We start from the raw sequence: 17208 nt of genomic DNA on the forward strand, positions 1-17208 counted from the left end.
TCCGGCCGCGGAGATGCGATGCCGCGGGTCTTGAGTCCCGCCCGCGGCGCGAATCCTCACCATGCTCGACAGACAAGAGCCGGCGCTCACGCCGTCCGCGACCCACGGGTCGGAGCCGGCCGCCGCCTCGATCCCGCGCCTGATCGTCGTCCTGGCCTGCGCGGGATTCGGCAGCACCTTCGCCCTGCGCTCGGTCGAGCCCTTGGTCGGCGTGCTCGCCCGGGACCTCGGCAGCGACGCCCACACGGTGGCGCTGCTTTCGACCGCCTTCGCGCTGCCCTACGCCTTCATCCAGCCGGTGCTCGGTCCGGTGGGTGACGCGCTCGGCAAGGAGCGGGTGATGAGCGTCTGCCTGGCGGTCCTCGCCGGCGCCCTCGTCCTGTGCAGCCTCGCCCCCGATCTCTCCAGCCTGTTCGGTTTGCGCATGCTGGCCGGGGCGGCGGCGGGCGGTTGCATCCCTCTTTCGCTGGCGCTGCTCGGCGACCGGGTGCCGATGGACCGGCGGCAGGTCGCGATCGGGCGCTTCCTCGTCGCGGTCATTCTCGGGCAGCTCACAGGATCGACCTTCGCGGGGCTGATCGAGGCGGCGATCGGTTGGCGCGGCGTGTTCGCGATCACAGCGCTCGTCGCTGCCATCGCTTGTGCCGCGACGGTGTTCGGCTTCGATCGCACCGGCCGCGCGCCCGCGCGCCGTCCCGCCTTCGGGCAGGCGGTGGGGCGCTACCGGACGATCCTGGCCAATCCGCGCGCCCGGGTCCTGTTCTCGGCGGTATTCATCGAGGCGATCGCGATCTTCGGCGTGTTCCCGCATCTCGCCCCGCTGATCGAGGCCCGCGGCGAGGGCGGCCCGCGGGAGGCCGGCCTGGTGCTGGCCGGCTTCGCCATTGGCGGCCTGCTCTACTCGGCCCTGGTCGGGCTGCTGGTGCGGCTGCTCGGCATGCCCCGGATGCTGATCGGCGGCGGCTTGATCTGCGGCGCCTCGCTCACCGTGGTCGGGCTGGCCGGAAGCTGGCAGGTCGATTGCGCGGCGCTCACCGCCATGGGGCTCGGCTTCTACATGCTGCACAACACCTTCCAGACCCAGGTGACCGAGGTCGCGCCGACCGCCCGCGCCTCCGCGGTGGCGCTGCACGCCTTCTCGTTCTTCTGCGGCCAGGCGCTCGGGGTCGCGGTGCTGGGTCAGGCCCTGCTGCAACTCGGGCAGTTCGGGGCGCTGGCAGCCTGCGCGGTCACGATCCTGGGTCTGGGAATTGCCACCGCCGTGGCCCTGCAGCGGCCGGGCCCGAAGATCGCCTTCTCGGATTGATCGGTCTGTCCCCGGTCAGGGCCGCTTCATCGCCAGGGCCTTGAGATCGAAGCCCGGATCGGCCGCCTGCTCCGGGGTGAGCGGCGTGCCCGCCGCCAGCAGGCGCCGGGCGATCATATGGTCGCCCGCCCGGTCGACCGACTCCACGGCCCTCAAGGCACCGTCCCGGAAGCGGAACACCGAGAACGCCGAGCCCGAGCCCCGGACCACGCTGGTATCGCCAGGCCCGGACAGGCCGGCGATCTGCAGCTTGTGCGGACCCTGGTCGCTCCAGAACCACGGCAGCGCCCCGTAGGCCGCCGGCTTGCCGTTGAGCCGCGCGGCGAGGCAGCGGCCCTGGTCGATGGCGTTCTGCACCGACTCGATCCGCACCGTGCCGTCCGGGGTGAGCCCGTGGGCGAACGGGCTCGGGAAGCGGACGCAATCGCCGATCGCCGAGATCGCCGGATCGGGCGTCGCCAGGAAGGCGTCGACCCGCACCCCGTCCTCGGCCGGGAGACCGGCGTCTGCGGCGAGTTCCCGGTTCGGCAGCACGCCGATGCCGATCAGGATGAAGTCCGCGGGAAGCTCCCGTCCGTCCGCCAGGACGATGCCCGTGGCACGGCCCGCCCGGCCGACGATCGCGGTCACGCCCCCCCCGAAGGCGAAGCGCACGCCCATCGCCTCGTGGGCTGCCTGAAAGAACTGCCCGATCTCCCGTGAGACCGCCCGGGCCATCGGCCGGTCGGCCGCCTCCACCACGGTCACCGACAGGCCCCGTGCCGCGGCCACGGCGGCGAATTCCAGCCCGATGAAGCCGGCGCCGATCACCACGATCGCCTTGGCCTCGCCGAGCGCCATCCGGAGCGCGTCGGCATCGGCAAGGCCGCGCAATTGGCGCACGTTCGGCAAATCGGCCCCCGGCACCGGCAGCGGCCGGTTGCGGGCGCCGGTGGCCAGAACGAGGTGATCGTAGGCGAGGCTTTGGCCGTCCGAGAGTTGCAGGCGGCGCGCCGCGCGGTCGATCGCCAGGGCGCGGATCCCCGGCCGATGAGTGATCGCGTGTTCGGCGAAGAAGCCGGGCTGGCGCAGGAACAGCCCCTCGGCGTCGGTCTTGCCGGCCAGATAGGCCTTCGACAGGGGCGGGCGCTGATAGGGCAGGGCGGTCTCGTCGCCCACCAGGGTGATCGGGGCCCGGAAGCCGCCCTCGCGCAGGGAGGCGGCCAGCTGGAAGCCCGCTTGGCCGGCCCCGGCGACGACGATGCCGGGGGTGCTCACGCCTTGGCCCCGGTGACTTCGGGGAGCGTGACGCCCGGCAGCATCCGCGCGCCGTCGCTCATCAGGTAGGACCAGACCGCGGAGGCCGCCGGCCCCAGCACCTTGTCGGCCCGGCGCACCGCGTACCAGTCGCGCCGGATCGGCAGGCCCTTGACGTCGAGAAGGGCGAGGCGGCCGCTCTCGACCTCGGCCGCGACGGAATGGACCGACAGCAGCGCGATGCCGAGCCCGGCCATCACCGATTGCTTGATGGTCTCGTTGGAGCCGGTGTCGATGTCGAGCAGCGCCCGCTTGACCAGGATGCCGCTCATGAACTCTTCGAAGACCGTGCGCGTGCCGGAGCCCTCTTCGCGGAAAAAGAACGGCTGATCGGCCAGATCTTCGCGGGACAGGCCGGTCCGGCCGGCGAGCGGATGGCTCGGGGCCGCGACCAGCACCAACGGGTGTGGCCCGAAGGTCGCGGCCTCGATCGGGAAGTCCCGGGGCGGGCGGCCCATCACGGCGAAGTCGATCTCGTAGCCGCGCAGCGCCTCGACGGTCTGGCCGCGGTTGCGCACCGACAGGCTGATTTCGACGCCGGGGTGCTGCTTGACGAAGCCCGCGATCACCTGGGGCGCGAAATACTTCGCGGTCGAGACGACGCCCAGCGCGACCCGGCCGCCCTCGGCGCCGCGCAGGGTCCGCAGCCGGTCGGTGCAGGTCTCCAGGACGGTGTTGATGCTGTCGATCGCCCAGAGCATCTCGCGCCCGGCATCGGTGGGCTTGAGACCGCCGGGCGTCCGGTCGAACAGCAGCAGTCCGGCCTCTTCCTCCAGCTGGCGGATGCGCGCGTAGAGCGCGGCCGAGGTGACGTTCAACTCCTGCGCGGCCCGGGTCATGGTACCCAGGCGGGCCACCGCCGCCACCGCTTGGAGCTGCTTGAGGGAGAGATTGCGCATGGCGGAGATGTCGTTTTTTTTGTCCTATGACACAAGATCCCTCAGAAATCTTGAGCGTGGCGTCCCCGGTTCCTGTCGATCCAGGCGCGCGGCCCGCTATCTTGGTGGTAGAGGGCCCGGTACAGACCCGGCGCGGAACGCGCGATCCCGGCAGGCGGGATTCCAGCAGGAGAGATAGGCCGATGGCAATTTCAGCAGCGATCGGGACGCCTCTCGAGACCTGCCTGGTGCAGGCGGTCGAAACCAACCCGGCGTTGAAGGATGCCGCCGCGGTGATCGGCGCGATCGCGCGCTCGGCGGTGGAGATCAGCGCGCTGATCGGGCGCGGCGCGCTCGGCGGCGACCTCGCGGCAGCGGGCGAGCATAACAGCGACGGCGACGTGCAGAAGGCGCTCGACGTGATCGCCCACGAGAGCGTCACCGCCGCCCTGCAAGGCGCTCCGGTGGCCGAGGTCGCCTCCGAGGAGGCCGAGGAGGTGATGCGGCTGAACCCGGACGCGCCGCTTGCGGTCGCCATCGACCCGCTGGACGGCTCGTCCAACATCGGCGTCAACATGGCGGTGGGGATGATCTTCGGCATCCGCCCGTCGATCAAGGATCCGGCCAACCCGCTGGCCTCGTTCACCACCCCGGGCACCGCCCAGATCGCCGCCGGCTTCGTGACCTACGGCCCGGCCACCGCGCTGATCCTGACGCTCGGCGACGGCACGCAATCCTACGTGCTCGATCGCGCGGACGGCGTGTTCCGCCTGACCAGCGCAGGCATGTCCGTTCCGGCCTCGGCCAAGGAATTCGCGATCAACGCCTCCAACGTCCGGCACTGGGACGCCCCCGTGAAGGCCTATATCGAGGATTGCCAGCGCGGCACCGAGGGGCCGCGCGACAAGGACTACAACATGCGCTGGCTCGCCTCCCTGGTGGCCGACATTCAGCGCGTGCTGACCCGGGGCGGCGTGTTCCTGTATCCGGGCGACGCCCGGAAGAACTACGCCCGCGGCCGCCTGCGGCTGCTCTACGAGGTCGCCCCGGTGGCGATGCTCATCGAGCAGGCCGGCGGCGCCGCGACCGACGGCCAGACCCGCATCCTCGACCTGGTGGCCACCGGGATCCACGAGCGCGCCCCGCTGGTCTGCGGCTCCACCGAGGAGGTCGATTGCGTGGCCTCCTATTACGCCGGCGGCAAGCCCGATGCCGGCCGCTCGCCGCTGTTCGGCCAGCGCGGCCTGATGCGCTCATAGGCAGGACGCCAAGAACACAGAATGTCGGCGCGGCACCCCATCATCTCGGTGACCGGCTCCTCCGGGGCCGGCACAACTTCGGTGCGCAACACCTTCGAGCAGATCTTCCGCCGGGAGGACGTGCGCGCGGTGTTCATCGAAGGCGACGGCTTCCACGCCTTCGACCGGGATACGATGCGGGCCATGATGGCTCGTGAGCCGACGCTGTCGCATTTCGCACCCCGGGCGAACCTGCTGCCGGAGCTGGAGGCGGTGTTCCGCAGCTACGCGGAGAACGGCACCGGCCGGACCCGTCACTACGCCCACGACCAGCACGACGCCCGGGCCTATGGCATCCCGGAGGGCAGCTTCTCCGAGTGGGAGGCGTTCCCGCCGGATTCCGACCTGCTGTTCTACGAGGGCCTGCATGGCTGCGTGGCCGACCCGGATGTCGACATCGCCCGCTACGCCGACCTGAAGATCGGCGTCGTGCCGGTGATCAACCTCGAATGGATCCAGAAGCTGCACCGGGACCGCTCGTTCCGCGGCTATTCCACGGATGCCGTTACCGACGTGATCCTGCGGCGGATGCCCGACTACGTGCAGACCATCTGCCCGCAATTCTCGTTCACGGACATCAACTTCCAGCGGGTGCCGACCGTCGACACCTCGAACCCGTTCATCGCCCGCTGGATTCCCACCGCCGACGAGTCGCTGGTGGTCATCCGGTTCAAGGACCCGAAGGGGATCGATTTCTCGTATCTCGTCTCGATGATCCACGACAGCTTCATGAGCCGGGCCAATTCCATCGTGATCCCGGGCGGCAAGCTCGACCTCGCCATGCAGCTGATCCTGACGCCGATGATCATGCAACTCGTGGAACGCCGCCGCCGCTTGGCGTGATTTTTTTGGGGGATCGGTTTTTCCCCGCTCGCGCGAAGGGCTTAGGGTGCATGGACGCCTAAGCATCCGCCCTATCATTCCGGGGCCGCGAAGCGGAGCCCGGAATGACGGCGTGGTTCATCCCGCCGCCGGTCCTGCGCTGATCGCTCAGCCGATCTTCCCCGCCGTCATTGCGAGCGCAGCGAAGCAACCCAGGGCAGCGTGCGCTCCCAAAGCGTGGCGGCTCACTGGGTTGCTTCGCTGCGCTCGCAATGACGATCCGGGTCGCCGACACTGGCGACTCGGCCCTCACCGTGGCACCAGCAAAATCCCAAACAAGGGATGTCGGATCGTGCAGATGGAGCCACGGGTTGGATGCGGGGCCGCCATCGTCGGCGATGGCCGCATCCTGCTGTTGCGCCGGAGGACCGAACCGGAGGCCGGGCATTGGGGGTTGGCAGGCGGGAAGGTCGACCTGTTCGAGCCCGTGGCCGATGCCGTGAAGCGCGAGGTCGCCGAGGAACTCGGCATCGGCATCGAGCCGGTCACACTCCTCTGCGTGATCGATCACATCGATCGGAATGCAGGCATCCACTGGGTCGCGCCGGTCTACCGGGTCGAAGCCTATGCTGGGACGCCGAGGCTGGTCGAGCCGGACAAGCACGACGGTCTGGACTGGTTCGATCTGGAGGCACCGCCGCAGCCCCTGACCCTCGCGGCGAAGACCGCCGTCGCGCTCATCCGACAGGTCGACACGCAGGGGTAGGAAGAGCCGGCGAGCCGACGTAAATGGATCGACGCTCTTCGGCCTTCAGCGCTCGCCCCGGCCCGCCCGATTCCGGATATCGCATGCTGCCTCCCGTCATCGCCCCGTCGATCCTGTCCGCCGATTTCGCCCGCCTCGCAGAGGAAACCCGCGCGGTGGCCGAGGCCGGGGCCGACTGGATCCATCTCGACGTGATGGACGGGCATTTCGTGCCCAACATCACCTTCGGGCCCCCGGTGGTGAAGGCGCTGCGCCCCTACACCGACACGTTCTTCGACGTGCATCTGATGATCGCGCCGGCCGACCCGTATCTCGCGGCCTTCGCGGAGGCCGGTGCCGACGGGATCACGGTCCATGCCGAGGCCGGACCGCATATCCACCGCTCGCTCCAGACCATCCGCGACCTCGGCAAGCGGGCCGGCGTGGCGATCAACCCCGGGACCCCCGCCGCCCTGGTCGAGCCGGTGCTCGACATGGTCGACCTCGTGCTGGTGATGACCGTCAATCCCGGTTTCGGCGGCCAGAAATTCCTCAAGAGCACCATGGAGAGCGTGGCGCGGGTCCGGGCCATGGTGGCCGGCCGCGACATCCGCATCCAGGTCGATGGCGGCATCGATGCCGAGACCGTGAAGGCGGCGAGCCGCGCCGGCGCCGACACGTTCGTGGCCGGCAACGCGGTCTTCAGCGGCGGTCCCGCTGCCTATGCGGAACGCATCGCGGCGATCCGGGCCGGCGCGGAGGGCGCCTCCGGCCGCGATCTCTCGTGCTGAGGGCGCTGATCTTCGACGTCGACGGCACGCTGGCCGAAACCGAGGACCTGCACCGGCAGGCGTTCAACCGCGCCTTTGCGGCGCTGGACCTGCCCTGGCGCTGGGACCCCGCGCTCTACGCCGACCTGCTCACCGTGATGGGCGGCAAGGAGCGGCTGACCCATTACATCGACACAACCCACCCGGGCGCGGCCGCCTCCTTCCACGCGCAGGCGCCCGAGATCCACGCCCGCAAGACGATCGCTTACGGCGAGCTTATCGCCCAGAACGGGCTGCCGCTGCGCCCGGGGATCGCCCGGCTCGTCGCCGAGGCCCGGAGCGCCGGCCTCCTTCTGGCGATCGCCACCACCACCAGCCGGCCCAACGTCGACCGGCTGCTGGCGGCCAATTTTCCGGCCTCCGACGCGCCCTTCGCGGTGATCGCGGCCGGCGACGAAGCGGATCGCAAGAAGCCCGCTCCGGATGTCTTCCTGCTGGCGCTGGAGCGGCTCGGGGTGCCGGCCTCGGAGGCGGTGGCCTTCGAGGACTCCGCCGCCGGCATCGCCTCGGCCCGTACCGCCGGCCTGCCGGTCCTGGCGACACGCAGCCGCTACACCGACCGCCACCGTCTCGACGGCGCTTTCTCGGCGGTCTCGGACCTCGGCGAGCCCGGCCATCCGCATCGGCACCTCGCCGGCCTGGAATGGCCGGGCCGCGTGGTGACGCTGGCCGCGCTGCGGGATTGGCACGCGGGTTTGCTGTAGACGGAGTCCGCACCGCGGAGCGCGACCGAACGAACGACTGCGGTCCCCCTCCGCCGAGTCGGGCCCTCACCGTTCGCGTCGCGGCGTCCGAGCCGCCCACGGCGCATGCAGGCGCTCGTTGGGCCGTCCGACGGCGATCGCCCGTGACCGGGTCGATCACCCTAAAGATGGGCTTCCGGTTTTCGACCGATGACGATCCGCGCTCCGAGGCCGAGGTGTTCGTCCGCGAGACGGGATTTGGGGCTGCGCCTGCGCGGTCGGTGGCCTGGCGGTTCGTGCGGGTGGCCCACCGGGCGATCGACCCATGGCCCGTGCCGGCTCACATACCCAACTGTATTGTTTCAGATTCGCAGGGTGCCTTACGACAAGTTGCTTTCAATATTTTGACTTATAAATATAATACAAATTGAATAATGCTGTAGATCAAGATCGATCAAGTACCATATTTGAAAGTACTTATAGAAAATCAACACTTGAAATCCCCCATACCGATAGGCATCTTGGAGCAATCTTGCTGTGGTCGTCTGTCCGGGTGGGTGATCGTGCTGAGAATCTCGATTCGTTTGGTCCTCATTGCGATGGTGGCTCTGATGAGCATTGCGGCGATCGGTATCGCCGCGCTGGAAGTCGCACGAAGCAGGACGCGATCCAAAATCACCACGCAAGTCGCCGAATACATGGCGATCGACCGCAACCTTTTCGGGAGCTTGAACCAGTTTCGGGTCGAGCGCGGCTGGTCCATGATCGCGCTCGCCGATAGTGCCGATGACGATTCTGGCCGCCTGCACCGGCAGATCGCCCTGAAGGGCCGTGAGGCCTTCGACACGGCGATCGACGGTGCCTTGGCTGAATTGCGGCGTCTGCACGATGTCGCCCTCAAAGCGCGGGGCGTCGAACTGCAATCCTTGGTGGACGAGTGGAGACGCCAGCGCCCCGCCGTGGATGCCGCCTTCAAACAGCCCATCGCGGCACGCGATCCATCGGTGCGCAAGACGCTTGCCGACTTGGGCGTCCGGATTCTCACCGTGCTCGAGGCCGCCTCGGACGCGGCGGAGGCCGAGATTCAGGCCCTCGAGCCCGGTTTCGGCAGCTTCCTGGATGCGAGGGCGGCGACGTGGCTGACCCGGACGACGACCAGCAGGGTCGCGTCCCAGGTGAGCGAACTCGTGACCACCGGTCGCGCCGCTACGCCCGCCGACTGGACGCAGCTGAACAGGGCGGAAACCGGGGCCCTCACCGCGTGGCAGATCGCCCAGCGCGTGATCGCCACCGCTGGATTCGATCCCTCCGTGAAAGCGGCTTACGACAGGGCGAACGCCACTTACTTCAGCGGCAAGCTGGCCGACCTGCGCAACACCGTCGCTGCCGACGTCTCGGCGGGGCGCAAGATCTCGATCCCCATTGCGGCTTGGGACGAGGCGATCATCGGCCAGCAGACGCTCGCCGACGCCGCGATCGCGGTCCTCGAGGCCGCCCAGGCTCGCGCGAGTGCGGCAGCCGCCGACGCCCACGGGGACTTCCTGCTCGCCGTTGCGACCATCCTGTTCGCCGCCAGCCTTGCCGTGGTGGCGGTGCTGATCGTCCAGTTCCACGTTGTCCGGCGGCTCTTTCACCTGGGCGGCGCGATGCGACGGCTCGCCGAGGGGCAGCTCGAAACGCTCGTGCCCGGCACCCAGCGCGACGACGAGATTGGCGACATGGCTGCGGCTGTGCAGGTATTTAAGGACAACCTGATCCTGACGAAGGCCCTGGAACAGGAGGCCAGCGAGTCCCGGCTGCTCGCCGAGGAACAGCGTCTGGCGTCGATGCATCAGATGGCCGATGCGTTCGAGCAGGCGACGAGTGGGATCGTCGGCACGGTTTCGGCCTCGGCCGGCGCGTTGCAGGCAACGGCGCAGACCCTGGCGACGACGGCAGCCGACAGTGCCGAACGATCGATCACGGTCGCGGCCGCCTCCGAGCAGGCCGCGTCCAATGTCGGCACCGTGGCGGCTGCCGCCGAGGAGCTGGGCGCCTCGGTGCAGGAGATCGGCCGACAGGTTTCGGGCTCGGCCGATCTGGCGCGGGCCGCTGTGGGCCAAGCGGACCAGACCGCCGCCCTCGTGACGGCCCTGAAGACCAGCGTGTCCAAGATCGGCGAGGTGGTCGGGATGATCTCCGGCATCGCGGCGCAGACAAATCTGCTCGCCCTCAATGCCACCATCGAGGCGGCCCGGGCCGGCGAGGCCGGCAAGGGTTTCGCGGTGGTGGCCGCGGAGGTCAAGGTGCTCGCCGACCAGACCGCCAAGGCCACGGGCGAGATCGGCCAGCAGATCGGTCAGATTCAGAGCGTGACCGGCGAGGCCGTATCGGCCATCGAGGCCATCGCCGGTCGCATCCGGGAGATCAGCACCGTGTCCGCCTCGATCGCGGCGGCCGTCGAGGAGCAGGATGCCGCGACTCAGGAGATCGTCCGCAATGTCGGGCAGGCGGCTTCCGGCACCAGCGAGGTGACCCGCACGATCACGGGCGTGGCCGGGGCCGCTGAGAAGACCGGCGCCGCCGCGGGTGAGCTCTTGGACTCGGCCTCCGCCCTGTCGCGCCAGTCCGAACAGCTCACGGCCGAGGTCGGGCGCTTCCTGGCGACCGTGCGGGCGGCCTGAGGCGGGAGCGCCCGATGCGCCGGCCCTGCGCCTCGGTGGCGAACAGCATCGAGCCGGCAGCCACGCCGAGCAGCGCGGCGATCCCGAGTTTGAGCCAGCGCGGGTCGGCCGCGGCCACGTGCGCAGTCGCCCGGGCGTCGAAGCGCCCATGGGCACCGGGATCGGTATCGACGGGCTCGTAGAGGTTGTCCGGACGATTTTTTTGAGCTTGCACGCTGGTCATCTCCCCGCGATAGCCGTGTCGGGCCAGGTAGCTGTCGATCCATCCCGGGATCAGCATCGTCCCGAGTATCGCCTTCCAGGCCGAAGCGCCGATCCACAATTCCCGCGGCGCGTCGTGGGCGGCCCGAAAGACGTGCCGGGCGATGGCCTCGGGCTGGTAGATCGGCGGCACCGGCTCGAGCTTGCGGGGCAGCCGCGAGCGCGCCCAATCGAATTGCGGCGTGTTGACCGCCGGGAGCTGAACCATCGTCAGCCGCACCCGGCTGCCATCGTGCCGCAACTCGCTGCGTAGAGAGTCGACGAAGCCGCGCACCGCCGCCTTGGCCGCGCAATAGGTCGCCTGGAGCGGGATCGACCGGTAGGCGAGCGCCGAGCCGATATGGACGATCGTGCCCCGGTCGCGCGGCACCATGTGGCGGAGCGCCGCCAGCGTCCCATGCACCTGCCCGAGATAGGTCACCTCCGTGGCGCGGCGGAACTCCTCCGGGCTCGTCTCCTGGACGGGCGCGTAGATCGTCACCATCGCGTTGTTCACCCAGACGTCGATGCCGCCGAAGGCCCGCGCGAGCGAATCGGCGGCACGCGAGACGGCATCCGCGTCGGCTACATCGATCGCGAAGGCGCGGGCGCGGCCGCCGGCCCGCTCCACGTCGCGGATGGCGCCGGCAAGCCCGGCTTCACCCCGGGCGATGAGCCCGACGTTCCAACCGTGCCGCGCGAATTCGTGCGCCACCGCCCGGCCGACGCCGGCGCTGGCGCCCGTCACCATCACTGTCTTGCTGCGTTCGGTCCGGTTCGACATCGGGGTTCCACGTGAAACAGTCCCGGCCAACGCTCGCCGCCGGAGATCTTTCCGCACCTCACGCGAATGCGACGGCCGCGCGACGCCCCGGCCCGCGTTGCTTCGTCGGAAGCCGGCGGCCTATAACGCGGCGACCTCACAGCCGCGACGGCGGGGTCCCGGATCCCCGCCCTCGCCAACGAACAAAGTCTCACACGCCATGGCAGGCCATTCGCAGTTCAAGAACATCATGCACCGGAAGGGCCGGGTGGACGCGGTCCGCTCGAAGGTGTTCGGCAAGCTCGCCCGCGAGATCACCGTGGCGGCCAAGCTCGGCACGCCGGACCCGGCCATGAACCCGCGCCTGCGCGCGGCGATCATCGCGGCCCGCGCCGAGAACATGCCCAAGGACAATATCGAGCGCGCCATCAAGAAGGCCTCCGGGGCAGATGGCGAGAACTACGAGGACATCCGCTACGAGGGATACGGCCCCGGCGGCGCCGCGCTGATCGTCGAGGCGCAGACCGACAACCGCAACCGGACCGCCTCCGACGTGCGCTCGGCCTTCACCAAGTCCGGCGGCAGCCTCGCCGAGACCGGCGCCGTGGCGTTCATGTTCGACCGCGTCGGCGTGATCGGCTTCCCGGCGAGCGTCGCCGATGCCGACACGATGCTGGAGGCGGCGATCGAGGCGGGGGCCGACGACGTCAGCTCCAGCGAGGAGGGCCACGAGGTCGTCTGCGCGCAGGATTCCTACGGCGAGGTCGCCAAGGCCCTGGAGGCCCGGTTCGGCGAGCCGACCCGCACCGGCCTGGTCTGGAAGGCGCAAAACACGATCGATGTCGACGACGAGACCGGCGAGAAGCTGATCCGCCTGGTCGAGGTGATCGAGGACCAGGACGACGTGCAGCACGTCTATGTCAACTTCGCCCTGTCCGATGCGCTGATGGACAAGCTGGAGGGCTAGCGCTCTTTAGGCCTGGGCTGCCAGCTCGGCGCCGAACCGCTCCTGCACGTAGGCGTCGAGCGAGAACCCGTCGTCCGGCAGTTGGGCCATGAACCGCTCGGCCACCTCGGTGAGGACAAGGTCCGGCTTCGCCCGGTCGATGTAGGACCAGTCGAGCGACGTGTTCCAGATGAAATGTACCTCGCGGAAGGTCTCCGCGAGCAGGATCGTCAGCATGTACGGCATGACGTGCGAGAACGAATCGCCGAACAGCGCCAGCCGGCGCGGGTCGCTCGCTGCGGCGTTGCCGTAGATGACGTTGGCGCCGACATGGAGCGTGTGCAGCAGGCCCACCTTCTCGCGCGCTTCGACGATCGGGCTGGCATAGGTCCGCACCGCATCCCGCTGGATCCGATAGGCCCGTGACGGGGCCCGCCGGGGCGGGTCGAAGGCGCTGCCGAGGTCGCCGTCATGGTCGATCTGGGTGAAGGGCCGGTCGCGGAGGTCCGTCCGCGGCTCCGCCCCGAAGGCCCAGCAGATCTCGGCATAGGCCAGGTAGCAGCCGTCGAAACTCCAATGGGTGTCGGTCCGGCAATAAAGATCGGCCGTGTCCCGGGCGGCGCGCATCGGCGTGATCAGGTCGATGCAGGTCTCCCGCCAGCGCTTCCGGCGCCGCCAATCCGCGTAGAGGCCGGTCAGGCCCCGCCGCCATGGGTTGCCCAGCGGCGGCTCGGCGTGGAGCAGCCGGTAGGCCGGGGAGGCCTCCGGCGCGATGGCGAGACCGTCGAGGTGATTGTCGTAGATCGACAGCTTGTCCGGCGCGACCACGTGGCGGTAGCGGATGCCCAGCGCCCGCAGCCGCCGCTCCCGGGTCATCACGAGGCTGCGCCAGCGCCAGATCAGGTCGGTGGTCTCCTCCGGGCGCTCGAATTGCCCGAGGATGTCGTTGGTCCCGGTCTTCAGGAACAGCCAACCATCCCGCCCGACATGAATGTGATCGGTGTTGCTCGACGCCATGACGTACTCGGGGGCGATAGAAATTCGGCAGCAAGGGGCAGGATGCGGCCGCGGCCGCGGACCGGCAGGAGAGGGACGCTCGATATACCCGTCCGGCAGGTCCCGTCATGCCCGTCTCCGCCAAACCCCTCCTCAACACACCGGCCGCGCCGCATAGTGCGGCCATGACCGCGCTCGCGACCGCCAACTCCGAACACACCGAACGCTGGGCGGCGCTCGCCGCCCGCGACGGGCGGGCGGATGGCCGTTTCGTCTACGCGGTCCGCACCACCGGCGTGTATTGCCGCCCGAGCTGCCCCTCACGGGCGGCCCGGCCCGAGAACGTCACTTTCCACGCGACCTGCGCGGAGGCCGAAGCCGCAGGTTTCCGCCCCTGCCGACGCTGCCGGCCGAACGAGCCCGGGCTGCCTGAGCGCCGGGCCGAGGCGGTCGCCCGGGCCTGCCGGCTGATCGAATCGGCCGAGACGATGCCGCCGCTCGCCGACCTCGCCCAGGCCGCGGGCCTGAGCGCCTACCATTTCCACCGGGTGTTCAAAGCCGCCACCGGGGTCACCCCGAAGGCCTACGCGACCGCTCGCCGGGCCGAGGCCCTCGCCGCCGGCCTGCCCAAGGCCGCCACGGTGACGGAGGCGCTGTATGAGGCCGGCTACTCGACCGCGAGCCGGTTCTACGCGGACGCCGCCGGACGGCTCGGCATGGCGCCCGCCGCCTACCGCAAGGGCGGTACCGGCATCCGCATGAGGTTCGGCGTCGGCGCCTGCTCACTCGGCGCGATCCTGGTGGCCGCCACCGAGGCGGGGATCTGCGCGATCCTGCTCGGCGACGACCCCGAACCCCTGGTCCGCGACCTGCAGGACCGGTTTCCGGGGGCGGAGATCGAGGGCGATGACCCGGGTTTCGAGGCCTGGATGGCCCGCGTCATCGGCTTGGTCGAGGCACCGGGCATCGGCCTCGACCTGCCCCTCGACATCCGCGGGACCGCGTTCCAGCAGCGTGTCTGGGCGACACTCCGGGCGATCCCGGTGGGCACGACCGCCACCTACGCGGACATCGCCCGCGCCATCGGGGCGCCCACCGCCATGCGGGCCGTCGCCCAAGCCTGCGGGGCGAACCACCTGGCGGTGGCGATCCCGTGCCACCGGGTGGTCCGGTCGGACGGCGCCCTGTCGGGCTACCGCTGGGGCGTCGCCCGCAAACGGGATCTGCTGGCGCGCGAGGCGGGGGGCTGAATCGAACGTGCCGTCGCGGCCCATCGCCGGTTTCGCGCCGTCCCTTTCCCGGGCGCATGCAGCGCCAGCGGAATGCGTCCCGGGACCCAGCATGATATGACGCGCAGCGTCCGCATTGTTGTTTGACGATCGTGCCGCTGCGCGGCGCTTCCTGTGCTGGGTCCCGGATCACCTTCCACTGACGTTCCAGGCGTCCGGGACAGGGGCCTGTGTCATCTGCTGGCGACGGCTGCGCGTTCTGTACCGTCATTGCGAGGTTCTGAGCCGGGAAACCGGGCGAGATCGCACGGGCGGCAAGCTCTCAGCGCCGACCGCCCCCGCCCGGTGGTCCCCCGAAACCGCCCGGGCCGCCGCCCGGCCCCCCGAAGCCCCCGGGGCCACCCAAGCCTCCGGGACCACCGCTCGGGCCTCCGGGGAAAGCGCCGGGGGCGCCCGGTGCGCCTCCGAAGGGACCGCCACGCGGGGCCCCGAACCCGCCAGGGCCGTCCGCGCCCGGGATGCCGCCCGCGCCGGGGCGGGTGTCGATCGTCGGGCCGTTGGTGTCGCCGAGGCCGCCGAAGGGGCTCTGGCGGTTGCCGGGCTCGGCGCCGAAGCGACCGGGCATGTCCGGCAGGTCGGGCAGCTTCTGCAGGTCGAGGCGGTCGCGCTCGCGCTCGAACCGGGGCGCGTCCGGCCGGGGCGGCTCCGGGGCGAGCCGATCCTCGACCCGAAGCCGCTCCAGGGTCAGGCCGCCGTCCGGTGCGACGTCGGCGGTGAGCACGCCGCGGACGCTGCCCTGGCGCGGCACACGCAGACCCGCATAGCCCGACACCGCGAGGCCCGAGCCGAGATCGAGGCCGATGCCGGCGCGGCCGATATAGGCCTCGATCGACACCCGCTTGAGGCCCGGCGGGAACGGCAGCCCGACCGCGGCGGCGTTGGTCACGCTGAGAACGCCGAGTTCGGTCACGCCCGTCACCAGGGCGCGGCGGCCCGGCGGCAGGGCGTCGGCGCCCTTGAGGCGCAGGCCGCCGATGGCGAGGCCGCCGCCCGCGTCGCGGCGCACAGGCCCGGCGACGCGGTCGGGCCCCGAGGTGCGCGGCTCGATCAGGCTCGCCACGATGACGCCGTCCGGGCGGCGCAGGCCGCTCACCGCCACCCGGCTGCCTGCCTGCCAGTCGCCCGCGAGACCCGCGCTATCCACGCGCTGGCCGAGCACGATCATCCGCCCCGGGGAGACCGATTCCACCTGTCCGACGACTTCGCTGGTCACGTCGATGCGGCTTGTGCCGAGGCCGCCGCGCTCAGGCCGCGCAACGACCTGCACGACCTGACCGATCTTCAGGTCCGTGGCCTTGGCGGGTTCACCGTCGATCTGCACCGCCACCTCCGGCGGATAGGCGATGCGCAGGTCGTTGACGACGATCGAGCCGAAGCGGCGGATGGTGCCGATCACGCCGGTGCCGCCGATGCCGCGGTCGCCCTGGCCGAGGGGATCGTCCTTCGGCTCCTCGATCATCTTCATGCCGGTGCCGCCGATCCCCTGATCGCGCGGGTTCTCTTGCGGCCGGGCGGTACCCGGCAGCAGGGTGGCGGCGCCCGCGAGCAGGCGCAGGACGAACCGACGGTTTGGCGAGGATCGCACCGGCCGGCCTCTCAGCGCCCGTCTGCGGGCCGGGCCGGCGGCACGGCCTCGGCGTAGACGTAAAGGCCGAAATTCCAGCGGTATTCGCCGCCGGGATCGGTCTCGCAGGCGGCATGCGCCTCGCGATTGGCTTGCTGCAGGGCCTCCATGGCAATCTCGCGCGCCCGCGCCTCGAGCTTGGCCGCGAGCTCCTTGGACAGACCATCGTAATGGACCGCCCGCTCTAGGAAGCGCGGCGTATCGCCGACGATGTTGGCCACGCTCGCCGCGATGTGGTCGTGGAGATTGCGGCCGAAATAATAGAGCTGCGGCTCGGCCGAACCGTCCCCGCGCGGCACGTAGGCCGCTTCCGCCAGCACGATCCGGTCTTGGACGTCCGTGAAGACGAGCCCGCGATCGAGCCACTCGTCGAGCACCGCGCGGGGGCGCAGGTCGCGGGTCACACCGGAGACCAGGGCCTCGAAGGACGGCGCGCCCGCATCGGCCGTGCGTGGTAGCGGCAGGGGCTGGCCCTGTGGATCGGTGAAGGCCGGGTCGGCGATCCAGCGTGCAATGATCCGGCTCGTGCGTGAGACCACGGCCGGCACCACGCTGACAGGCGCCCCGGCCCCGCGCAGGCGCCGGACCTCCTTGCGGTGGATGCCGGTGAGCAGGGAGACGCGGCTGTCGGTCTGCTCCTTGCCGGGCAGGGCGAAGTCGTATTCGGCGACGTTCACGTAGAGCTCGCGCAGCAGGTCGGTGAGCGCCGGGAAGGTGATGCCGCGGGCCACGAGCAGGCGCACCAGCGGCCGCAGCAATCGCGCGAGCGGCGCGTGCAGGCTGGCGCCCTCCGGTTTCGTGTCGGTGCTCTCGGACATGGCGGCATCGT

Annotated in this window: 16 protein-coding genes; 9 read left to right on the top strand and 7 right to left on the bottom strand. The window is 70.3% G+C overall.

Annotated elements, in window-relative coordinates:
* Nucleotides 1-61 precede the first annotated feature (61 nt).
* Nucleotides 62-1306, top strand: a complete 1245-nt coding sequence (locus MKK65_RS15725; RefSeq protein ID WP_243958758.1) for an MFS transporter — start codon at nucleotides 62-64, stop codon at nucleotides 1304-1306.
* A 15-nt stretch (nucleotides 1307-1321) separates the two neighbouring features.
* Here the strand turns inward: MKK65_RS15725 and MKK65_RS15730 are convergent, their stop codons facing one another.
* Nucleotides 1322-2563, bottom strand: coding sequence for an NAD(P)/FAD-dependent oxidoreductase (locus tag MKK65_RS15730; protein WP_243958760.1), 1242 nt, complete (start codon nucleotides 2561-2563; stop codon nucleotides 1322-1324).
* Entirely contained in the window at nucleotides 2560-3501 is a 942-nt protein-coding gene (locus MKK65_RS15735; protein ID WP_243958762.1) for a LysR family transcriptional regulator, read from the bottom strand. The genes MKK65_RS15730 and MKK65_RS15735 overlap by 4 nt, the downstream gene beginning before the upstream one ends.
* A gap of 182 nt (nucleotides 3502-3683) precedes the next feature.
* On the opposite strand from MKK65_RS15735, the gene MKK65_RS15740 reads away from it, so the two are divergent.
* The 5 genes from MKK65_RS15740 to MKK65_RS15760 all read left to right on the top strand — a co-directional run bounded on the left by MKK65_RS15740 (nucleotide 3684) and on the right by MKK65_RS15760 (nucleotide 7879).
* Nucleotides 3684-4739, top strand: a complete 1056-nt coding sequence (locus tag MKK65_RS15740) for a class 1 fructose-bisphosphatase (RefSeq protein WP_243958763.1) — start codon at nucleotides 3684-3686, stop codon at nucleotides 4737-4739.
* Between the two features lie 21 nt (nucleotides 4740-4760).
* Nucleotides 4761-5621 (top strand): phosphoribulokinase, encoded by an 861-nt coding sequence (locus MKK65_RS15745; protein WP_058192046.1) that lies wholly within the window; start codon nucleotides 4761-4763, stop codon nucleotides 5619-5621.
* A 337-nt stretch (nucleotides 5622-5958) separates the two neighbouring features.
* On the top strand, nucleotides 5959-6366 hold the full coding sequence (locus tag MKK65_RS15750) for an NUDIX domain-containing protein (RefSeq protein ID WP_243958764.1): 408 nt from the start codon (nucleotides 5959-5961) through the stop codon (nucleotides 6364-6366).
* 83 nt (nucleotides 6367-6449) lie between these two features.
* On the top strand, nucleotides 6450-7136 hold the full coding sequence (gene rpe / locus MKK65_RS15755; protein ID WP_243958765.1) for a ribulose-phosphate 3-epimerase: 687 nt from the start codon (nucleotides 6450-6452) through the stop codon (nucleotides 7134-7136).
* Nucleotides 7130-7879: an HAD-IA family hydrolase gene (locus MKK65_RS15760; protein WP_243958767.1), complete on the top strand. Its 750-nt coding sequence runs from the start codon at nucleotides 7130-7132 to the stop codon at nucleotides 7877-7879. The genes rpe and MKK65_RS15760 overlap by 7 nt, the downstream gene beginning before the upstream one ends.
* 359 nt (nucleotides 7880-8238) lie before the next feature.
* Here MKK65_RS15760 and MKK65_RS15765 read toward each other — a convergent pair whose 3' ends face one another.
* The gene (locus MKK65_RS15765; protein ID WP_243958769.1) at nucleotides 8239-8781 is read right to left on the bottom strand and encodes a hypothetical protein; all 543 of its coding nucleotides are present in this window, start codon (nucleotides 8779-8781) and stop codon (nucleotides 8239-8241) included.
* An 81-nt stretch (nucleotides 8782-8862) separates the two neighbouring features.
* Here MKK65_RS15765 and MKK65_RS15770 point away from each other — a divergent pair, with 81 nt between their 5' ends.
* On the top strand, nucleotides 8863-10521 hold the full coding sequence (locus tag MKK65_RS15770) for a methyl-accepting chemotaxis protein (protein WP_243958771.1): 1659 nt from the start codon (nucleotides 8863-8865) through the stop codon (nucleotides 10519-10521).
* On the opposite strand, the gene MKK65_RS15775 is transcribed toward MKK65_RS15770, so the two are convergent.
* Entirely contained in the window at nucleotides 10475-11545 is a 1071-nt protein-coding gene (locus tag MKK65_RS15775; protein WP_243958773.1) for an SDR family oxidoreductase, read from the bottom strand. The two genes, MKK65_RS15770 and MKK65_RS15775, sit on opposite strands and share 47 nt — an antisense overlap.
* Before the next feature lie 199 nt (nucleotides 11546-11744).
* On the opposite strand from MKK65_RS15775, the gene MKK65_RS15780 reads away from it, so the two are divergent.
* Entirely contained in the window at nucleotides 11745-12491 is a 747-nt protein-coding gene (locus tag MKK65_RS15780) for a YebC/PmpR family DNA-binding transcriptional regulator (RefSeq protein ID WP_243958775.1), read from the top strand.
* A gap of 6 nt (nucleotides 12492-12497) precedes the next feature.
* Here the strand turns inward: MKK65_RS15780 and MKK65_RS15785 are convergent, their stop codons facing one another.
* Entirely contained in the window at nucleotides 12498-13487 is a 990-nt protein-coding gene (locus MKK65_RS15785) for an alginate O-acetyltransferase AlgX-related protein (RefSeq protein WP_243958777.1), read from the bottom strand.
* 164 nt (nucleotides 13488-13651) lie between these two features.
* Here MKK65_RS15785 and ada point away from each other — a divergent pair, with 164 nt between their 5' ends.
* Nucleotides 13652-14716, top strand: coding sequence for a bifunctional DNA-binding transcriptional regulator/O6-methylguanine-DNA methyltransferase Ada (gene ada, locus MKK65_RS15790; protein WP_243958779.1), 1065 nt, complete (start codon nucleotides 13652-13654; stop codon nucleotides 14714-14716).
* Nucleotides 14717-15017: 301 nt separating this feature from the next.
* Here the strand turns inward: ada and MKK65_RS15795 are convergent, their stop codons facing one another.
* Both MKK65_RS15795 and MKK65_RS15800 read right to left on the bottom strand, forming a co-directional pair.
* Entirely contained in the window at nucleotides 15018-16340 is a 1323-nt protein-coding gene (locus tag MKK65_RS15795) for a DUF5666 domain-containing protein (protein ID WP_243958781.1), read from the bottom strand.
* Between the two features lie 11 nt (nucleotides 16341-16351).
* Nucleotides 16352-17197, bottom strand: coding sequence for a DUF6502 family protein (locus MKK65_RS15800; protein WP_243958783.1), 846 nt, complete (start codon nucleotides 17195-17197; stop codon nucleotides 16352-16354).
* Nucleotides 17198-17208 lie beyond the last annotated feature (11 nt).

The organism is Methylobacterium sp. J-001 (assembly GCF_022829565.1).
GTDB lineage: Bacteria > Pseudomonadota > Alphaproteobacteria > Rhizobiales > Beijerinckiaceae > Methylobacterium.

Bases quoted from the DNA above. Each gene is read 5' to 3' on its own strand.
- rpe (WP_243958765.1), top strand. From the start codon at position 6,450: ATGCTGCCTCCCGTCATCGCCCCGTCGATCCTGTCCGCCGATTTCGCC.
- MKK65_RS15735 (WP_243958762.1), bottom strand. From the start codon at position 3,501: ATGCGCAATCTCTCCCTCAAGCAGCTCCAAGCGGTGGCGGCGGTGGCC.
- MKK65_RS15725 (WP_243958758.1), top strand. From the start codon at position 62: ATGCTCGACAGACAAGAGCCGGCGCTCACGCCGTCCGCGACCCACGGG.
- MKK65_RS15780 (WP_243958775.1), top strand. From the start codon at position 11,745: ATGGCAGGCCATTCGCAGTTCAAGAACATCATGCACCGGAAGGGCCGG.
- MKK65_RS15745 (WP_058192046.1), top strand. From the start codon at position 4,761: ATGTCGGCGCGGCACCCCATCATCTCGGTGACCGGCTCCTCCGGGGCC.
- MKK65_RS15775 (WP_243958773.1), bottom strand. From the start codon at position 11,545: ATGTCGAACCGGACCGAACGCAGCAAGACAGTGATGGTGACGGGCGCC.
- MKK65_RS15750 (WP_243958764.1), top strand. From the start codon at position 5,959: ATGGAGCCACGGGTTGGATGCGGGGCCGCCATCGTCGGCGATGGCCGC.
- ada (WP_243958779.1), top strand. From the start codon at position 13,652: ATGACCGCGCTCGCGACCGCCAACTCCGAACACACCGAACGCTGGGCG.
- MKK65_RS15740 (WP_243958763.1), top strand. From the start codon at position 3,684: ATGGCAATTTCAGCAGCGATCGGGACGCCTCTCGAGACCTGCCTGGTG.
- MKK65_RS15800 (WP_243958783.1), bottom strand. From the start codon at position 17,197: ATGTCCGAGAGCACCGACACGAAACCGGAGGGCGCCAGCCTGCACGCG.
- MKK65_RS15785 (WP_243958777.1), bottom strand. From the start codon at position 13,487: ATGGCGTCGAGCAACACCGATCACATTCATGTCGGGCGGGATGGTTGG.